At 67.2% G+C, this 18,211-nt stretch carries 8 protein-coding genes; 5 read left to right on the forward strand and 3 right to left on the reverse strand.

The window, feature by feature from the left end:
• Positions 1-9: 9 nt before the first annotated feature.
• Both OG293_RS39400 and OG293_RS39405 read right to left on the reverse strand, forming a co-directional pair.
• Positions 10-7,878, reverse strand: coding sequence for a SpvB/TcaC N-terminal domain-containing protein (locus OG293_RS39400; RefSeq protein ID WP_405996680.1), 7,869 nt, complete (start codon positions 7,876-7,878; stop codon positions 10-12).
• Between the two features lie 229 nt (positions 7,879-8,107).
• Positions 8,108-9,232, reverse strand: coding sequence for a hypothetical protein (locus tag OG293_RS39405; RefSeq protein WP_405996679.1), 1,125 nt, complete (start codon positions 9,230-9,232; stop codon positions 8,108-8,110).
• Between the two features lie 145 nt (positions 9,233-9,377).
• Between OG293_RS39405 and OG293_RS39410 the strand changes: the two genes are divergently transcribed.
• The 4 genes from OG293_RS39410 to OG293_RS39425 all read left to right on the forward strand — a co-directional run bounded on the left by OG293_RS39410 (position 9,378) and on the right by OG293_RS39425 (position 12,612).
• Positions 9,378-9,641: a helix-turn-helix transcriptional regulator gene (locus OG293_RS39410; protein ID WP_405996678.1), complete on the forward strand. Its 264-nt coding sequence runs from the start codon at positions 9,378-9,380 to the stop codon at positions 9,639-9,641.
• Positions 9,642-9,809: 168 nt separating this feature from the next.
• Positions 9,810-10,670 carry a DUF6083 domain-containing protein gene (locus OG293_RS39415; protein WP_405996677.1) on the forward strand — a complete coding sequence of 287 codons (861 nt, stop codon included), beginning with the start codon at positions 9,810-9,812 and terminating at the stop codon, positions 10,668-10,670.
• Positions 10,667-11,149 (forward strand): hypothetical protein, encoded by a 483-nt coding sequence (locus tag OG293_RS39420; protein WP_405996676.1) that lies wholly within the window; start codon positions 10,667-10,669, stop codon positions 11,147-11,149. The genes OG293_RS39415 and OG293_RS39420 overlap by 4 nt, the downstream gene beginning before the upstream one ends.
• Positions 11,146-12,612, forward strand: coding sequence for a UvrD-helicase domain-containing protein (locus OG293_RS39425; protein WP_406003458.1), 1,467 nt, complete (start codon positions 11,146-11,148; stop codon positions 12,610-12,612). Before OG293_RS39420 ends, OG293_RS39425 begins: the two co-directional genes overlap by 4 nt.
• Positions 12,613-12,827: 215 nt before the next feature.
• Here the strand turns inward: OG293_RS39425 and OG293_RS39430 are convergent, their stop codons facing one another.
• Positions 12,828-13,268, reverse strand: coding sequence for a Ku protein (locus tag OG293_RS39430; protein ID WP_405996675.1), 441 nt, complete (start codon positions 13,266-13,268; stop codon positions 12,828-12,830).
• A gap of 732 nt (positions 13,269-14,000) precedes the next feature.
• On the opposite strand from OG293_RS39430, the gene OG293_RS39435 reads away from it, so the two are divergent.
• Positions 14,001-18,179: an AAA family ATPase gene (locus tag OG293_RS39435; protein ID WP_405996674.1), complete on the forward strand. Its 4,179-nt coding sequence runs from the start codon at positions 14,001-14,003 to the stop codon at positions 18,177-18,179.
• Positions 18,180-18,211: the final 32 nt, after the last annotated feature.

Raw genomic sequence — 18,211 nt, forward strand, 5'->3', positions numbered from 1 at the left:
GTTGGCTTATCACCAGGAGAAGCCTTGCGCGCCCGTTTCCATCCACTGCTGTTGCGCACTGTCGAAGTAATAGCCATGCACATGCGGATCTGCGTGGACGTCGGGACGTCCATGCGTCGTCCAGTGCGAGGACTGTGACGGTGCGTCGACACCATTGACCTTCGGCCATGAGGGTCCGGGGAACTCAGCTGCTTGGCGATACAACTCGCCGGTCTCACTGCTGATCTTGCCCCCGAGTACGGTGTGCGGGCGGCCTTCTGCTTCCGGCAGTGGTTTTGGCATGTCGGCTCCTTGGGGTCCATTCAAGGGATGCCGATCGAGCGGGATGTGATTTCCCGCATCATCGCGAGGAATATAGAGCTGTCTTCGAGGTGCGGGTGGTGGCTCGCCACTTGAGGGCGGTCCGCCGCCGGGTGGTCCACCGCCGCTGGGGGGCCGGCCCACAGGTGGTCGCGGCACGGAGCCACCAGGAGCCCTCAGCGCCAGAGCGCTCTCACCGATCATGGGCGCAATGAAGGACAGGGCAATTGCGGCGACCGTTAGAGTCGTCTGCATTGCTTGGTAGTTCTCCTGCATCTCCAACTCGCGGAGATTAGTCGGATACTGGGAAGGTTCCGGAGCTCGCAGCGGCGTGAGGGCGACCTGAAGGATGGCCTCGCCCCCTGGTAGGGCGCCACCGATGTGGCTGGTTGCTGTGTCCAACAGCCAGTTCCGGGCACCGGCTTTGGCGGCCTCGTACTTTTCTTCCTTTGTCACGATGCCGCTTCGAGCCGCCTCACCCTTCGCTTGGTGACGCTTCGCCTCTCCTTGGGAATATTGCCGTTGCTGTTGCAGGGCGGTAATGGCTGAAACCTGTTGTGGCTTGTCAAAGTTTTTCGGAACATCATCGACGCCCCTATACACGTCTCCAATCTGGTCCGGCGTAAGAGCCGAGGAGGCGTGTCGATTTCTCTCATACTCCGCCTGCGCGGCTGTGGACATCGTGCCGGTCACGTCCCTCAAGTTGACAGCATTCCCGCGACCGTACGAGTACAGGTTCGGCCCGTCGACGATGCCGCCCGGGTCGCAACTCGTCCACCGGCCTAGCCACGGGGCGCAATACCGGGCGCCGTGATATTCCAGCCCTGTTTCCTCGTCCCGTTCCTTGCCGGTGTAGCGATACCGCTTGGGGGCTTCCAGAGACGACCGGGCAGCCTGGTAGGAGGTGGATCCGTACGGGTAGTACTCCTCGTAGGAGATGATCCGGGCCTGGTCGTCCACTTCGACCGATGCCGAGCCGAGGTGGTTGCCGAGCTGATAGCGGTTGAGTTGGGCAGGGGCGGAATCGGTACCGAGAGAGCGGGTTTCGACGAGAGCGACGCGGGTGTGGTCATCCATGACGTGGAAGGTTTCACGTTCAAGGGTGACCGTCGTGCCGTCGGGGCCGTATTCGCGGTAGATCTCGACGTTGCCGAGGTAGATACGTTCTTTACTTCGCACGGGTGTGGCGCCAGCTACGGAAAAACCCTCGGTAACTTTGCGGACGCGTTGTCCGGCGGAGTCATAGACGTAGTAGGTGGTTTCGGGGGTTCCGGAGCTGACGTGCTGGGTGGCGCTGGCGGCTAGTTGGTCGTGGTGGTTGTGCCGCATGACGGCCAGGTGCCGCATTTCGGTCATGTTGCCGTGTGCGTCGTGCGTGAAGTTTTCGGCGTCTGTTCCTGTGCGGCTGGAGGACAGGCGGTTGCTGTAGTCCTGGGGGTTCAACTGGCTGGGTTCGGTGTAGCTGTAGGTCCGGGTCCAGCCGGTGTTGGTGGGGGCGTGGCCTGCCGGGTTGGTGGCTAAGTGCTGCATCTCTTGGATGTTGCTGGCCGCGTCGTAGGTGTAGCGCTGCCGGTATGTGCCCATGGCGTTGCTGTCGCCGGGGTGGGCGAGGCCGGTTCTCGGGGCGTCGGTCCAGCTCGTCGGTGTGGGCGCCGGTCGTGAACCGGCCGTCAGGCCAACGTGTTCGCGCCCTGTCGCTTCGATGAGCCGGAACACCGCGTCGTACACGTAGTGCGTGCTCGGTTCGACCCGCTGATTGCGGAAGAAGATGGTCTGTTGGGCGTCGTCACGGACGTGTGTGATGTTGCCGGCCGCGTCGTATACGTACGACAGGTACTGGACGCCGCACGGCACCTGGCCGGGTGACGGGCAGTCATCGGGGAAGCGTTCGCCTCGTCTGGTGTGCAGGCTCGTGAGCCGGAAGGTGTGCGGGTCGTACCGGTACTTGGTGCGTACGCCGTTGCCGTAGTCGATGCAGGTGCGGCGGCCCTTGGCGTCGTAGCCGATGCCGGTGACGAACGTCGTGGAGGTGGGGGCGCCGCCCACATTTGCGGTAACGGTCTCCAGGAGTCCGGCGTCGTTGTACGTGGGTGCCAGGACGGTGCGGTCCGCCGTGGTGACCGTGATCGGGCGGTTCAGTGCGTCGAAGCGGGTCGCGGTGGCGTAGGCGGGCCCGTCCCAGCGGGGTGGCAGTGCCCAGTCCAACGCCTGGCGGTACTCCGCGGCCAGGCGGCGCTCGCTACTTGTGAGGTTGCCGGCGAAATCATACTGTAGGTGGGTGAGGACGCCGGCTCCGTCGAAAAGCTGGTAGGCACGGCCCAAGAGGTTGCTCGCTTCGGCAGCGGGCCGGCCACCCGGATGGTCGGGATCGTCGCCGTAGGTGGTGCGGGACACCAGTAGTTCGGTGGCGGCGCCGGTCTGGCGCAGCCACTCGCCGATGGGCCGGCGCAGTGCGTCGTAGGTGATGCGAAGGTCGTTGCCGAGACTATTCCAGGTGCGTACCGAATGGCCGACGACGTCAATGAGGGTCCAGCGTTCGCCGGCTTCCATGCTGGCTTGGTGGATGCGGTGGCCGAGCAGGTCGTAGTCGTAGCGCATGACGACGCGGCCGAGCGCGTCGTTGATCTCGCGCTGATTGCCCTCGACATCGTGGGCGACCCGGCTGGCGTGCTGCTCGGTGACGGCAGCGCCGTCGCGGGCGAACCGGTTGACGGCGATGGTGAGGAATACGCGTCCAAGGCTGTCGGTGAATGCGGTGGTCGGCGTGTCGGCGAAGACCTCGGACTGTTCGGCCGCCTCGCGCTCAGGCCCGGGCGGTCCCTGGAGCCGGGTGGTGCGCCACGACGGCAGGTACTCGTCCGGGCGGAGCCGCCGGAAGAAGCCGCCGACATCTGCGTCGGTTGATGGATCGTCGACCGCGATGGTGTCACTGACGTCGTGGGTGACCTGCCGCCACGGGTCGAAGACCGCCTTCTCCCAGGTGTGGTCGGGGTGCAGCGTTGCTACAACGCGGCCGAGCGGGTCACGGCAGAGCACCGGGCTCACGCCCTTGGTGCGGGCGAATTCGAAGGCCGGAGTGGCGCTGAAGAAAGGCTCGTACTGCCGAACCGGCTGGCCCTTGTTGTCGAACACTGTCCAGCCGCTGGTCACCCACCGCTCACTGACGTCCGGGCCGCCGTCGTCGAGCGGGCCGTCTTCGGCACGTGCCTTGTGCTGGATCTCGCGGCCGAAGCCGTCGGAGTAGGACGAGCGGGCCTGTACCCGCGGGTTCGGGTCGGAGTCCGGACCTGTGGCGTGACGCTCGCGCGCGAGCGTGAGCACGACCGCGGGCGGAGCGCCGGTGGGTGCAGCGCCCGCCTCAACAGGGGCGGTACGCCAGCGATGAAAGGCGTCGAGGTCGTACAGCAGCCGGGTGCCCGCGCTGCCGAGCACAGCGAGCGAGTCGTGCAGCGGCCGGGTCAGATGTGCTCGCGCAACATCCTCGGGTAGGTCGGGCTCGAATCCGGCCAGGCTGTCGCCCACCTCCTCGTCGGCACCGCCGGAACGCACTTTGCCCATGGTGGCGGTTCCGGTGACCAGGCCGAGCACGTCGAAGGCGGCTGCGGCACGGTTTCCGTTGGGGTCGGTGACCAGCGCGGGTGCGAGGATCCGGTAGTCGTTGCGCCATACGGTGCCCTCTGGCCGTCGCTCACCGACGGTGACCTGGTTGCCGCGTGCGTCGGTGGTTTCGCGGGCCAGCAGGTCGTACGGGTCGTAGCCGACGGTCGTGACCGCACCGTACGGGTCGTGGAATCGGCGGGGTGTGAAGAAGTGCTCGAGTGCCTCCGGCAGTTCGGCAGCCGGGTCCCCCGATGTGGGCGCGAACCCGATGGTGCCTGAGCGCTGCCACCAGTACCCGTCACGGTCGTCGGCGGGGAAGCCTCCGGCGCCGCGCAGTGTGCCGCCGTCGATATAGGCGGCGCCTGGGAGGACCGCGCCGGGGTCGGGGATCAGTGGCTCCTTGACGCCGCCGTTGTCCCGCTCGTACACGGTGGCGAGTAGGCCTGGGGTGAACGCCAGTCGGTAGCGTTCATAGGGCAGCGCCCGCACCCCCGCCGAGCCGAGGGGTTGCGGCCCGGTGAGGTCGTCCCTGAGGAAGAGCGTGCGGGTGTGCTCGATGAGCCGCCGGCGCGGACCCTGCCCTGTCGCGGTCGCTGCGGTGAGGTCCTCGTACGGTACGTCGGCGTGGCCGTTGTCGAGCGCGGCCAGCTCATGGGCGAGGGTGTCCAGGTCGAGCAGCGGCGTGATCGCGACACCGGATGCCAGGGGCGCGGCATCGGGAATTGGGTAGTGGTGGATCTCGTAGCTGCGGCTCTCACACGGCTGCGGTGTCCGCCATGCGTCTGGCGTGTCGATCGGGGCGGTGTAGGTGGTGTCGGTGACCTGGAGGGCCCAGCGTTGCTGGGCGCCGTGGTCGTTGTCGGTCAGTCGCTTGTCAGGGTCGCGGTGCCGGCGTCCGTAAGCGACGCTCGCGGAGCGCAGCACGTTGCCGAAGGTATCGACGGCCAGCACTAGTTCATGGCCTACCCGCGGGTCGGCGACCGTCATTGCTTCGCCGCCGCCAGGACCATCGACGTCGTAGAGCGAGCGTTCGTAGTGGAACTGGACGGACTCGCGAGGATGGCAGAAGAATACCGCGTGCAGGTTCGGCCCTGCCGGCTGCACGACCTCCACCGCGTAGCTGCGTTCACCTACCGAGTACGGGCGGTCGGACGACTCAACGCCGTCCTCGGCGTAGACCTCTTGACGCAGTACCGAGCCCCGCAACGCCCGGTACGCCTGCCGCATCTCTTCCGGGGACAGGGGCCATGGGGTGAGGGTACCGTCCGGCAGGCGGCGCAGCGGGGGCGGTGGCGGGTCGGGCCGCAGCATCGCGGCGAAGTCCTTGTCGCCTAGCCCGGGCAGGCCCTGGCTGATATCGCCTTCGCGGTAATACTCTGCGGCCAATACCTGGGACACCTCACGCCCGTCGGTGAATGCTCCTGTGTGGTACCAGGTCGTGGTGCGCACCGGGGGTAGGTGGGAGGCGGCGTCGACGTTCACCAGGTCGGGCAAGTACGCCGGGAGATCATCCGAGGCACTCAGCACGGCGAGGTGAGCGGTGTCCCACTGGTCGACGCATGCGAAGCCGCGGAACTCGCGTTCCTCTCCGTCGAAGTAGCCGTGGTGGTAGGCGTAGCGGGTGACGAACCGGTTCCGGCTGACGTGGTCGACTGTCTCCACCCGGTCGACGACGTGAACGGGGAATGGCAGACGGGTGGCCCAAGGACGTCCCGCTGCCTGGTCTGCAAGGTAGAACGAGGTGGAGGACGCGTAGAAGATCCGCGTCTCGGCGCCGAGGTTGTTCTGGACGCCACTCAGCAGGTGCGGCTTTCCGTCGGGCATCAGTTCGAGGTACCGCAAAGGGGCGTGTGCGGTACCCGGCAGTGCCGACGACCATACGAGGCACGGCGTACCGTCGCCCAGGAGGTCCACGGTGGCCAGGGTGTCCGGCGTCGGGAAGGTTGCTAGCTCCACCGGCTTCGAACTCCACCGGTTGCCCGCCATGTTCAGGTAGGCCCTGACTCCGCGGGTTCCCGCATAGAGGAGATCCTGCGGGCCGGCGCCATCCAGGTCTGTCAGAAGGACACGGCGGGGATCAAACACGTCCGGATGGTCCAGCAGCGGCGGGTCATCCATCTCCACCCGTTCGCCGAATCGGCCGTAGCCGAGATTCGGCCAGTAACAGACCTCGTCGTGACATACCCTCACCAGGTCGGCCAGGCCGTCACCGGACATGTCTGCGACAAAAACTGCGTACTGCCCGTCGGCGAACACCAGCCGGGCGCCCCGTTCGTCTGTCAGGGCGGTCGGCACCTGCACGGCCGGGCCGAACCCCGCTTCGCCTGCCGACGGGTACCAGGTCAGCGCATCACCTTCGGTGACCAGGACATCGGCATGCCCGTCCCCGTTGAGGTCGACGAAGCGTAGGTTGTCGTCGTCCCAGCGGACGGCGGGGAGTTGAGCGAAGGCCCTGAACGGGGCCCAGCCTCGGTCGGTCGTGCGCTCGAAGAAGCCGGGGACCGGACCGGTGAAGGACACCAGATCGAGCTGTCCGTCGCCGCTTAGGTCAAGCAGTTGGCCACCGTGCCCCGGTGACGCCAGTGCCGGTGCGGCGGCGACCTGCTGGACTGCGTCGAGGCTCCCGCCGCCCCGGTTGTGCGCGTAGTACCAGGCGCCCGGCTCGGTCGCGAGCACGCCCGAGATTCCCTCGCCGTCCAGGTCGGCCCACCGGATGGTTGTGCCAGAAGCGCCCACGGGGAGCCGTGCCGACTCACCGGCTGGTGCACGGACGCCCGTTGCGGCACCGAGAGACAGAGGAGAGTAGGCGAACTCCAGTGGGGGCAGGGCTCGGCGGAGTACGCCGTTGTCGGTCCGGCGGTGTCCGCACTGTGTTGCCGAGACGAGCAGCGACACCGCGTGGTCTGCGCGCACGGCGCCGGGAGCCGCCGTCGGCTCGTCGCTGTAGGACAGCTCCAGTGACCGCACAAGGCAGTCTCGGCCGGCGGTGGGTTCCTCCGGGAAGTGATGGAAGACGAGGATCCGCCGGCACAACCGGTAGGTGCGCACCTCGAAACCGGCACGATGCGTGGAGAACGGATCCCGCCTGCACAGCCACGTTCCCGTACTCTGCGGTGCGGGAGCGTCCTTGTCGTGCTCGCCATAGTCAAGGACTACCTCGAACATCCACTCGTCCGGACCGGGACGGCGGTCGGACAGCGTTGAGGTCCGATTGCCGTAGCGAATGCGCTTGAGGTAGCGCTGAGTGGCTCGAGAAGTCTCGGTGCGGTGCCGTTCGTGGGCGGCCGTCACCTCCACTCTGTCGGAATTCTCCGGTCGGTACTCGTACTGGACGACGTTGCCCTTGTCGTCCCACGTCTCGCTGATCAGCCAGCTGAACACCCGCCGTGGCGATCCGGCCAGATCCGGCAGACCTTGCACACGCGATTCGTCGTCGGTGCCGTACAGGGTGGTGATGTTGTCCCGGCTGATCGAACGCCAGTGCACGGCGCCGTTGGCGGTGTCGGTCCAGCACTCGATGCGGGCGAACAGGCCCTCGGTGCGCGGCCGGTAGTGGCGCACCCGGTACGTGCGACCGTCCACAGTCTCGTCCGGCAGTACCGGGGCCGTCCACTGCCCTGCGGCATCCTCGACGAGCACTGGCACCAGATCCTCGGCGCCGGACAGCACAAAGACGTCTGAGTCCTCGGCATCGAGGTACCGCGGCAGCCCCTTGTCGGTCTTCCTCGTGACGGAAGGCAGGTTCAGACTCCACCCCAGCCCGAACGGGCCGTTCCCGGCACCGGAGTCATAATTCAAGGTCAGCTGCGGGCCGAAGCCCGCCCGGCCCGGCGGCGCCGGTACCGGAATCTGAACGCCCGCCGTTCCCGTCACCGCGTTAACGGTGAACTTCTCACCGATACCACGCAACGCTCCTCCCCCCTTCGGCAGGGTGACGGAAGGCGCGGCGATGGCGAACTCGTCGTGGGCGCCCGACACGCTGCTTGAGGGGGCATCACCGCCGGGAGCGCTCACACCTGGCCCCGGACACCAGCGGCCGACCGGACACGCTTACTGGACCTGAGCAACTGCCACCTCCAGCTCAACTGTCACAGCACCCATCAACTTGCAGGGCCGGGGGCTCGACCATGCGATCGAGGGGTCACCAAGCGTGCGAGGTGCCCGAGATGGAATCTCCCGCCTCTCACTCCTGAATCGGTGCATATGCCTATTGGATAGAACCCTGGCGATTTCTGCTCGCGCCTCTCTCATCCTCCGGGCCACGTGGGCTAACACTGACGCTCCGATGGGTGGGCCTTTGGCGGCCGGCCTCGGTCGACTGCGGCAGCCACCAGAAGACCTCGTCGGTTTCCCGGTTGTGCCGCCAGGCGGTCAGAGCGTGCGATGCCACGAGCCGGTCGAGGAGTTCCGCGGTTTGCTGGTGCGCGTACCCGCACAGGCGGGCGAGGGCATCGAGGTCCGTCCTGCCGGCGTCGCCCGAGGTGTGCGAGGCCAGAGCCAGCGCGGCCAGCCGCACGGCCGGCGGCCGCCCGGCCAGTACTGCAACCAGAGCGGGGCGCATCGCCCATTGCGCGGCACGGGCCCGCGCCCGGCCGTCCTGTTGGGAGAGGAGCGCTGCGTCCAGCAGCCATGCCTCCACGTGCGGGTGCCTGCCTGCTGTACGGCGCAGCCAGTCGGCGTGCTCCAACTCCTCCCAAAGCTCGCTACGGCCGCCCAGACGCATGCCGCGCAGCAGGCCAGCAGGCAGCCGGACGTAGCCGCCGGTGCCGGCACGCAGGGCGCACTGCAGCGCGAGGAGCCGTGCGGCGGGGGAGGTGAACTGGGGGAGTGCTGCTGACAGGTAGGTGAGCATCTCCCGCACGCGGGTGCGCTCAGCCGGGTCGCCCAGCGGCCTGGGATGGCGGCCGGGGCATCTCATCGGGCGGGAAGCGAGCAGCGTGGCGGGGACCACGGCGGTGTGGTTGGTGGCCGCCGCGCAGGCCGCGCAGGAATCGGAGAGACGCCAGGCGCGGCCGCTGCGGTCCCGGGTCAGGGTGAGCAGCACCGGCCCGGCGCAGCCGCGATGACGCAGATGCCAGGAGCAGCCCTGCGCCCGGCACTGGCAGGTGCGCAGATACGCCGGCAGTGCGTCGGCGTGCGCATGGCGGGCCAGATGCGCCAGGACGGCAGACCGGGCGGATGCGGCCTGCAGGGGAGGGGAGTGCACGGGGCAGTGCGGGCAGACGAGCCTGGGGCCGCCTGCCCGTGAACGCAGTTCCACCGTCCAGATACGCCGCACCGTGAGATGCGCGCCGGCAAGCCTCATCGGCCCGTCGTCCTCCTGTCTGTCCACGCCGCCATGGCGGGTGCTCCAGAGGGGCACCCGGGACGCACGCACGGTAGTGCAGATCTCTGCACTGTGAACGTCACTCCCGTCTCAGCAGATAGTGCAGAAGTCTGCACTGACAGGGCAGGGTCCTGCACCGTCGGATGGTGGAGTGACGATCTTGCCGCCCGACCCCGACTTCACCGCGCTGCGCGTCGAACTCGCGCGCCTGCGGGGCGAGCGCGGCTGGACCTTCGATGAACTCGCCGACCGCAGCGGCCTCGCCCGCCGCACCCTCATCGACCTCGAACACGGCCGCACCACCGGCAGCCTCACCACCTGGCACACCCTCGCCCACACCTTCGACGTGCCAATCGAGCAACTGCTGAACACCCTCTGCGACGACCACACCCCGCCCGGCACCCCGGATTCCTGACCGCACTGCACCCGCTTGCGTCTGGGTTGCGAATCACCCGAACCGGCGAGCACGCATCGAACCCTTCAGCGTCAATCGGATCGGATGTTCGGTGTTGCTCGGCTGCACGGGGGACTCCGGCCCGGCCTTCCCCACCGTTGCGGGGTGTCGCCTGACACGGTCCCCGCCATGCACCCCAACACCGCCTCCGCCAGTTGCCACTGGGACGGCAGCCCACGCACCGCACGCCCCCGGCGCCCACTGCGGGTGAGTGCCACCAGCCCGAGCCGCCTGCTGCGCACCGGCCAGAGCGGCCGCTGCCGCCAGTGCGGCCACCGGATCGACCGGTACCAGCGCGCCGACCAGCGGCCCGTCGCCCTGCACCCGACGGAATTGGACGCCTCCCAGATCCCCGCCTTCTACCGCTGGCATCTGAGCGGCGGCATCGCCTATCCCCACGGCGACGGCAGCGCATGGTGCCGCATCCCGCACCTCGCACTCTGCCCGGGACGTACCCCCACCGCGCAGACCGGCCCGTACATCGAAGCCCTGCGCCGCCAACTCGGCGTCCGCACCCGCCGCCTGATCGAAACAGGCCAGTTCACCCCCGCCCCTCCCACTGCCTGCGAGCCGCCCGCCGACAGCGGCCGCCCCACCCGGCCTGTCGTGCAACTGCTGCTGGGCCGCTACCTCGCCGACGCACCCCTCGAAACCATCCGATGCGTGGCCCAGACCCGCCAACGCCATCGCTGCCCCCAGCCCGTGCTCGACCCCAGTCGTCCCCGAGGTGCGTGGACCCTGCTGCCCGCCAGCCCGCAGCGCGGCCAACTCGCTCTGCCCGCCACGCTCATGGCCGTCTACGACCTCAGCCGCCTGCCCTACGCCGAGCAGCTGCGCTGGCGTATTCAGCGCTGCCCCGCCCATGCCGCAACCCTGGGCGCCGCGGATCTCGCGCCGGCCGGATGGCAGGTCTTCGACCCCCTCCTGCACACGGCGCACCTCCACACCCGCCTGCCCCACACCCCATCCGGCCACCGCGAAGAGGCATGACCATGCCGCACCACGCCCTGGACATCACCCTGACCAGAGCCCTCACACCGGCCCAACTCCACCAAGCCGCCAAAACGATGCCGATCGCAGCCAACCACGACGCCACCCGCCTCATGGCCGTCGTACGCGCCAAAACCCCAGACAAGGCCTGCAACCGGCTCCGCCACCAAATGGGCGGACGGCTCCCCATCGACGTGATCACCACGCACTACCCCGACCCACAAGGGCAGATCCTGCTCAACGTCGCCTTCCCGCCCACCGCACACGCCCACCTCGACGCCGCCGCCGAACACGCGGGTCAGCCGCTGCATCTGTTCGTACAAGGGGCTGTCCACCGGGCCTTGGTCCGGCACGCCGACGAGGAGAGCGACCGCCTCGACCGCGCACTCCAGCACCTGCTCGTCGGCACCATCCCTTCCCAACTCCTGGCAGCCCTCGGGCGGGCCCTCACCCACACCACTGGAGCCGCGCTGTGCTGAACCCCACCGACGAACAGCAAGCAGCGGCCGACGCCTTCCACGCCGGCGAGCACCTGGCCCTGCAGGCCGGGGCAGGCACCGGCAAAACCACAACACTCGCCCAACTCGCCCGCGCCACCCGGCGCCGCGGCCGCTACCTCGCCTACAACCGAGCCATCGCCCAGGACGCCAGCGCCCGCTTCCCGCCCACCGTCAGCTGCAAGACCGCCCACGCCCTCGCCTACGCCGCCATCGGCCACCGCTACACCCACCGACTGAACTCCCCCCGCCGCCCCGCCTGGCAGACCGGCCACGCCCTCGGCATCACCAAAGCCATCCGCATCGGCGAACGCGACCTCACGCAGAAGACCCTCTCCAACGCTGCCCTGCGCACCGTCGCCCGCTTCTGTCACACCGCCGATGCCGTCGTCACCCGTCACCACGTCCCGCGCCTGCGCGGCCTCGAGGACACAGAACAGCACACCGAACTCGCCGCCCACATCGTGCCGTTCGCCCGTAAAGCCTGGGCCGACCTGCAGCACCCCGATGACGGTGTAGTCCGCTTCGAACACGACCACTACCTGAAAATGCGGGCCCTCACCCAGCCCAGGATCGACGCCGACTTCCTGCTCCTGGACGAAGCCCAGGACACCAACCCCGTCGTCGAACAGATCTTCCTTGCTCAGCGCGGTCACGCCCAGCTCGTCATGGTCGGCGACTCCGCCCAGGCCATCTACGACTGGCGCGGTGCCAAGGACGTCATGACCGGCTTCGACGGCACCCAGCTCGCCCTCTCACAGTCCTTCCGCTTCGGCCCCCAGCTCGCCGAGGAAGCCAACCGATGGCTCACCATCGCCGACGCCCCGATCCGCCTCACGGGCACCGACAGCGTGGCCACCGACCTGGGTCCCGTCGTCCTGCCCGACGCAGTGCTGTGCCGCACCAACGTCGGCGCCATGGCCCAGGCGATGAACCTCCTCGCCGCCGGCCAACGAGTTGGAGTGGTCGGGGGAGGCGACAGCCTGCGCGCCCTGGCACTGGCCGCCCAGGACCTCAAAGACGGCCGCCGCACCACCCACCCGGAACTCGTCCTCTTCGCCACCTGGGGAGAACTGCAGGACTACGCTTCCCACGACCCTGCGGGGCGCGACCTGCAACCGTTGGTTGACCTGGTCGACACCCACGGCGCCGAAGCCATCCTCGAAGCGGTCGCCCAGTTCGTCCCCGAACAGTCAGCTGAAGTGATCGTCTCGACCGCTCACAAGGCCAAAGGACGCGAATGGGCCTGTGTGAGAATCGCGGACGACTTCACCCCGCCTAAGGACAGCGACCAAAAAGACGGCATCGGGCGGGCGATCCCAGGCCCGATCGAGAACGGCGAGGCCCGCCTCGCCTATGTGGCCGTCACCCGCACGCGCCACCGTCTGGACATGAGCGGCCTGTCCTGGATCGACGACCATCCGGAGGGCAGACCGGCCAGGTGATGCCCGATCGCAGACCGCGCCTCGATGTCCAACGGCCCCTGAAACTGCCCTGATGGTCGCTGCTGCTGTACTGCCCTGCTCCAACAGTTCCGGACAGCCGAAAATGGCCCCCGTCCCACAGCCAGACGGGGGCTGCCGTCGACTACCTGGCGTGGGATTGTGGTCGGGCCTGACCACACAACCCCACCACGGTTCACGGCTCGGCTGTCCGGGGGCTAGGCGCTGCGCCGCGGTTTCCGTGCCGCCGTCTTCTTGGCTGCTTTCTTGGCGGGCTGCTTCTTTGCCGTCTTCTTGGTCGTCGTCCTTTTGGCTGTGGTCTTCTTCTTGGGCATGTCGTGGACGGTGGCGTCCTCGCCCCGGGAAGCCTTGGCCTTGGCCACGGACTCCTTGAGCGCGGCCATCAGGTCGACGATCTGCCCGGGCGCTTCCTCGGGTTCCTCGGCCGTGGGCGGTTCGCGGTTCTCCCGTTTCGCGTCGATGGGCTGCTCCGCCTGAGCGATCTCGCCCTCGGTGAGCTCGACCTCTTCCGGTTTCAGCTGGGACTGGTCGCGGATCTCGTCGGCCCAGCGCATCGCGTGCAGGACGATGACGTTGTCGCGGACCCTCAGCAGGCCGAGGCGTTCACGGCCGCTCCAGGCGTACTTTGCGATGGCCACCTTTGACGACCGCTGCAGGGCCTGTCTCAGTACTGGCGATCCCGTTATCTGTAGCTGCGGAATGGGCCGCTGGGCGGTCGATCTGGGGATGCCGTCGTTCACTTATAGCGGGCCAGCAGCAGGAGACGCCGACTGAGAGAGAGGTATGCGTGGCCTGCCAATAGGGTGTGGCGCGGGTGTGGTTGAGGAGCTGGCGCTGGAGGAGTGGCGGCGGCGCCTCCCGCTCTTCCCTCGCGTCCTGTTCGTCCTGGACGGCACCGGACCCGCCGGTGTCGAGAACCGGATCCGCCCCGCGCGGGGCCGCCGCCCGGCAGTTGGCGCCGTCCCGCTTCCTGCACGACTCCCGCCTTGAAGGGATCGTGCAATCGCCCATGCTGCCCGTCGTGCTCGCCGGGCTTCCATGGCCAGATTCTGCAGTTGGTCGTGCTCACGGATACACGTCCGCCACTGGTCGACATGCTGCGGGGAGCCTCTCTGGGGAGCAGCGAACCCAGCCAGCTCTCGGATCCCGGTCCGCAAACCAAACAGAACCAGCTCACACGGTCCTACCCTGGGCCGCCCGTACCAGCAGTCAGCACAGCTGCCTCGCGCAGATGCGTGACGGCTACGGGGCGCGCAAAATTGAAACAGGTCACCGCGAGGACCGATTGCCTCGCTATGCGGCGTCGAGTCGCCACTTCTGCCCATCGGCGCCCCCAGTGCTTATAGCCTGCGTCTGCCCTGGGAGACGAAATGGTCGACGTATTGATCATCACGGCGCTACCGCTGGAGTTCGAGGCGGCACATTATGCCGGGTTGGCGTCGACCGCAGGCGAGGTTGGAATTAGCTGGTGGGAAGAGATAGCCCCGGACACTAACGCACCATACGAGCTGGGTAATTACGTGTGCCCTGACGGCGTAAGCCTTACTGTGGCCCTTGCTCAGTCAGACCGGATGGGAGGCCTGGCGACTGGGCCGCTCGCATCCGAGCTGGCAGCGCAGCTGAAGCCACGCTGCCTGGCCATGAGTGGCGTCTGCGCCGGAGAGCCAAGGAAAACAGCGCCCGGCGACGTGGTCGTCGCAAACATGGCGTACGCCTGGGACGAGGGCAAGCAGACGGTCCAGGAATTCCTGGGAGACCACCATCACCAACCCCAGCAGATCAAGCTAATACGCGCGGCGCGTCGTCTAGACGCCGGACAATTGCCAAGCTTTGCCGACGCGACCGACGAGGGGGCAAAGCTCTGGTTCTTGGAACTGCTCCTCATCGGCCAGAATCCAAGAAAACATGCTGCCCGCGAACGCTATTTTCCCCCGGGTACGTGGAAGCCTCGGCTAGCTGCGTTCCAGCGCGAGAATCTGATCACGCTGGAGGACACCGGATACACATTGACTGACCACGGGCGCTCCTACATCAGGCGCACCATCGAGGAGGATGCCGAGGGGCCGGATCGGCTTCCGTTGGGCATCGTGGTGGGCCCGATGGCGAGCGGCAGAGCGGTCATCGAAGACCCCGGAATCTGGCGACAGCTCAGCCAAATGGGCGTCCGTAAGATCACTGGCCTGGAGATGGAGGCTGCAGACATCGTCAGGGTCGCAGAGCAGCAGGAAATCCCCTTCTGGCTTGTCGCCAAGGGCGTCATGGATCACGCCGATCCAAGCAGGGACGATCGGTACAAGGATTTCGCTGCGAAGGCGTCGGCCGAGGCCCTCTACGCGCTGCTCGGTAATCTCGCTGGCACGATCACCGACCGACGCACGGAGGGCGGCGCCGCCCCAACCGTTCTGGACTGGCGAACCCGCCTCCGCAAGCAGGGACTGCTTGCCTGGCCTGCCGAGTTGTTCGCCGCCGGAACAGCAGAGACCGACGCTGCCGACAACGCGAGCCCGGACGCGGAACCCGACGGCAATCTCCACCCCCATGACGCGCCTCTGCAGCAGGGCGAGGCCGTCGACGCCGGCGCGCTGGGCGCTGGCCGACTACCGAATCTGCAACTGCAGTTCGAGAGTCTCGGTCGAAAGTTCGACAACTGGAAGAAACCCGTTCACCGAGAGCCCGACGAGAATTGGGTCCAGATCTTCTGGATTGTCGGCGAGCCCGGACCACACCGGAGTAAGGCGCTACTCGCCATGGTGTCAAGAGCGCGGAATCTTCCTGATCCGCGTGCCGTCTATGACCCTGGTCGTAATCTCGATCTAGCAGCGGAAGCCATCGCAGAGTTGGGCCACGCCAAACTCCCGGAATGGCCAGCACTCATCCCCGTAGATCTCCCGTCCCACCAGGAAAGATCCAGCTGGAGCAAGCTGCGTGCGGTGCTAGACGGCATCCACCGGGACGAGCACCCGCAGAAGACTCCCCATCCAGTCCTAGTCATCGGCGGCACCGCGGCGCAGGCACAGGACGCGTACGACATCCTGCAGACGTCGATCAGAACTGCCCCTTTCACAGCAAACGGCCTACCCCAGGCTCGCCCGGACAGCCACACCGGCACAGAGAACATGGCGACACGGTCTCTTCCGGCAGAGCACATCTACAACCGAGGGCTGCCGAAGACCGCGCCGCAACTGTTCGGTCGTGAGGAGCAGTTGGCCCTGCTGTTGGACGCCTGGCAGTCCGACAAAACCCGGATCCTGTCCGTCGTCGCCCCAGGTGGGGTTGGAAAGTCCGCACTCGTCAATGAATGGCTGCGGAAGATGCGCGGCCTCGACTACCTGGACGCGCGGAGGGTTCTCGCCTGGTCGTTCTACAGCCAGGGAACGCAGGAGCACCTGGTCTCTGCCGACGAGTTCGTCAGGTCCGCATTGAAGTGGCTCGGCGACGACCAGCCACTCGCGCAAAGTCCGTCGCTACAAGGTGCCCGGCTGGCCAAGCTGATTCGTGAGCACCACTTCCTTCTCGTCCTGGATGGGTTGGAACCGCTCCAGTATCCGGAGACGGCGCCGGACGTTGGCGGCCAGCTAACCGATGCATCAATGGCGGCTCTCCTCCACGAGCTGGCCAAGCCCGAGTGGGAGGGGTTGTGCCTGATTACCACGCGGGTGCCGCTGACCGGCCTCACACCCCCTGGGAGCAGCGCAGCAGCAACCGTCGCCGAGCTAAGACTGAACAACCTCGACGACCAGGCCGGCGCCGATCTCCTGCAATCGCTGACCGGTCCGCAGAAGGATGCCTTGGAGGCCAAGCAAGCGGTCCAGGAGGTCCACGGTCACGCGCTGGCAGTCAACCTGCTGGGGCGCTACCTACGGGACGTACACGGCGGACAGCTCAGCGGCCGCTTTGAACTACGGAACCTCACCAGCTCGGTCCCCAACGGCGGGCACGCGCGGCGGATCATGGAAAAGTACGCCGAGTGGCTGGAGAGGGACGGTCGATCCGGCGAGCTTGCCATTCTCGACATCGTCGGCCTCTTCGACCGCCCCGCCCCGTACGCGGCAATCGCAGCCGTCCTGACTGACACCGAACAGGTTTGGTCAGCGCCGGGTCTGGACGAAGTCGGCGGCGCCGAGTGGGACCGGTGCGTTGCGAAGCTCCGGCATATGGGGCTGATCGGCAGTGAAACGGCGGGCCTGCCAGAAACCCTCGACGCTCATCCACTGGTCCGGGAGCATTTCCGCGACCGGCTTCGGAGCAGGGATAAGGACCTGTGGAAGGCAGGAAATCGTGCGCTCTACGACTACTACGCGCGCCGCGCCCCCACGCTGCCGGAGAACGCGTCGGAGATGAGCCTGCTGTATGCAGCCGTGAACCATGGCTGCGCGATCGGGCTGCACCAGGAGGTCTACGACAAGGTGCTCATTCCCCGGGTGTGGCGCGGTCCGCGCGAAGCCTATTCCACTCGGATCCTGGGCATGACCGGCTCCGAGGTGGTCGCCTTGTCCAACTACTTCCAGATGCCGTCCTGGACCAAACTGCGAAAAGAAGTTTCGCTGCCGAAGCAGGCCAGGCTCCTAGTGATGGGCAATGCCGCTCTCCGGCTGCGGCAGTTGGGCCGGCTTGACGACGCCCAGGCCAGTTGCAGCACGGTGCTCACCGCCGTCAAACCGTCGGCGGGCGAGCCGGCGTTGATGGCTGACGCAGCCTTCGCAGCGTCGCTCCACTGCGAGCTGCTGGTGATCGCCGGGCAGCTCCAAACGGATCGCGGCGCTCTGCACACCGCTACTCGCGCTATCGAATTCGCGGACCGCTGCAACGATGCCTACTTCAAGATGTACTCCAGGTCCTGTCTCGCCGAGGTTCACTTCATGGTGGGCGACCTCGACACAGCGCGAGACCGGTTCGATGAGGCCAAGGTGATCGCGGCGGATCAGAAGGTGAATCTGCCGTTCCTGTACTCACAGAACCTCTACCGCTACGGCTACTTCGTCATCGAGACTGGCGGTGCCGCTACGCTGTTGACCGACGCGGAGCAAGACCCTGGGTGGGGTCTTAGCGGTGAGAACTCCTCCCAGCTCTCGCGGGCCATCAAGCAGCTCATCCTCGGCGCGGCCTGCCGCTCGCTAGTCGAGCAGGGCGCGGTGGGCCGGGAGCACCTGTCAAGAGCCAGCACACAGGTGGACGACGCGATCGTGATGTTCCGCGGCGTCGGCTACACCGACTACATCGTGCGGGGACTCCTCGAACGGGCACACCTTCTGCGGATCCGGCGGCGGTTTGAGGACTACGCGAGCGCCCTCGACGATCTCGATGAGGCGCTGGCCGAGACCACGCGCGGCAACATGAAACTCCTGGCCGCCGACGTGTACTTGCAACAGGCGGCGTGCCACCTCACTCCTTGGCCGTCGATGCCCCCCGAGCACCAGACGGAGGCGAGGGCAGGCGTCGCGGCTACTCTGGCCGAGGCAGACCAGCAGGTCTCATCCCTCGGATACGGGCGCCGCTACACGATGCGGCGTGAGCTGAAGCGGCAGGCCCGGGACTACGGCATCGCCTGACCATCAGCCTACCGCAGGATGTCCACGACCCC

Source organism: Streptomyces sp. NBC_00829 (genome assembly GCF_045161795.1).
In the GTDB taxonomy this organism is placed as follows: Bacteria; Actinomycetota; Actinomycetes; order Streptomycetales; family Streptomycetaceae; genus Streptomyces.

Excerpts from the sequence above, each read along its gene's own strand:
- OG293_RS39415 (WP_405996677.1), top strand. The coding sequence starts at position 9,810 with ATGCACCCCAACACCGCCTCCGCCAGTTGCCACTGGGACGGCAGCCCA.
- OG293_RS39420 (WP_405996676.1), top strand. The coding sequence starts at position 10,667 with ATGACCATGCCGCACCACGCCCTGGACATCACCCTGACCAGAGCCCTC.
- OG293_RS39435 (WP_405996674.1), top strand. The coding sequence starts at position 14,001 with ATGGTCGACGTATTGATCATCACGGCGCTACCGCTGGAGTTCGAGGCG.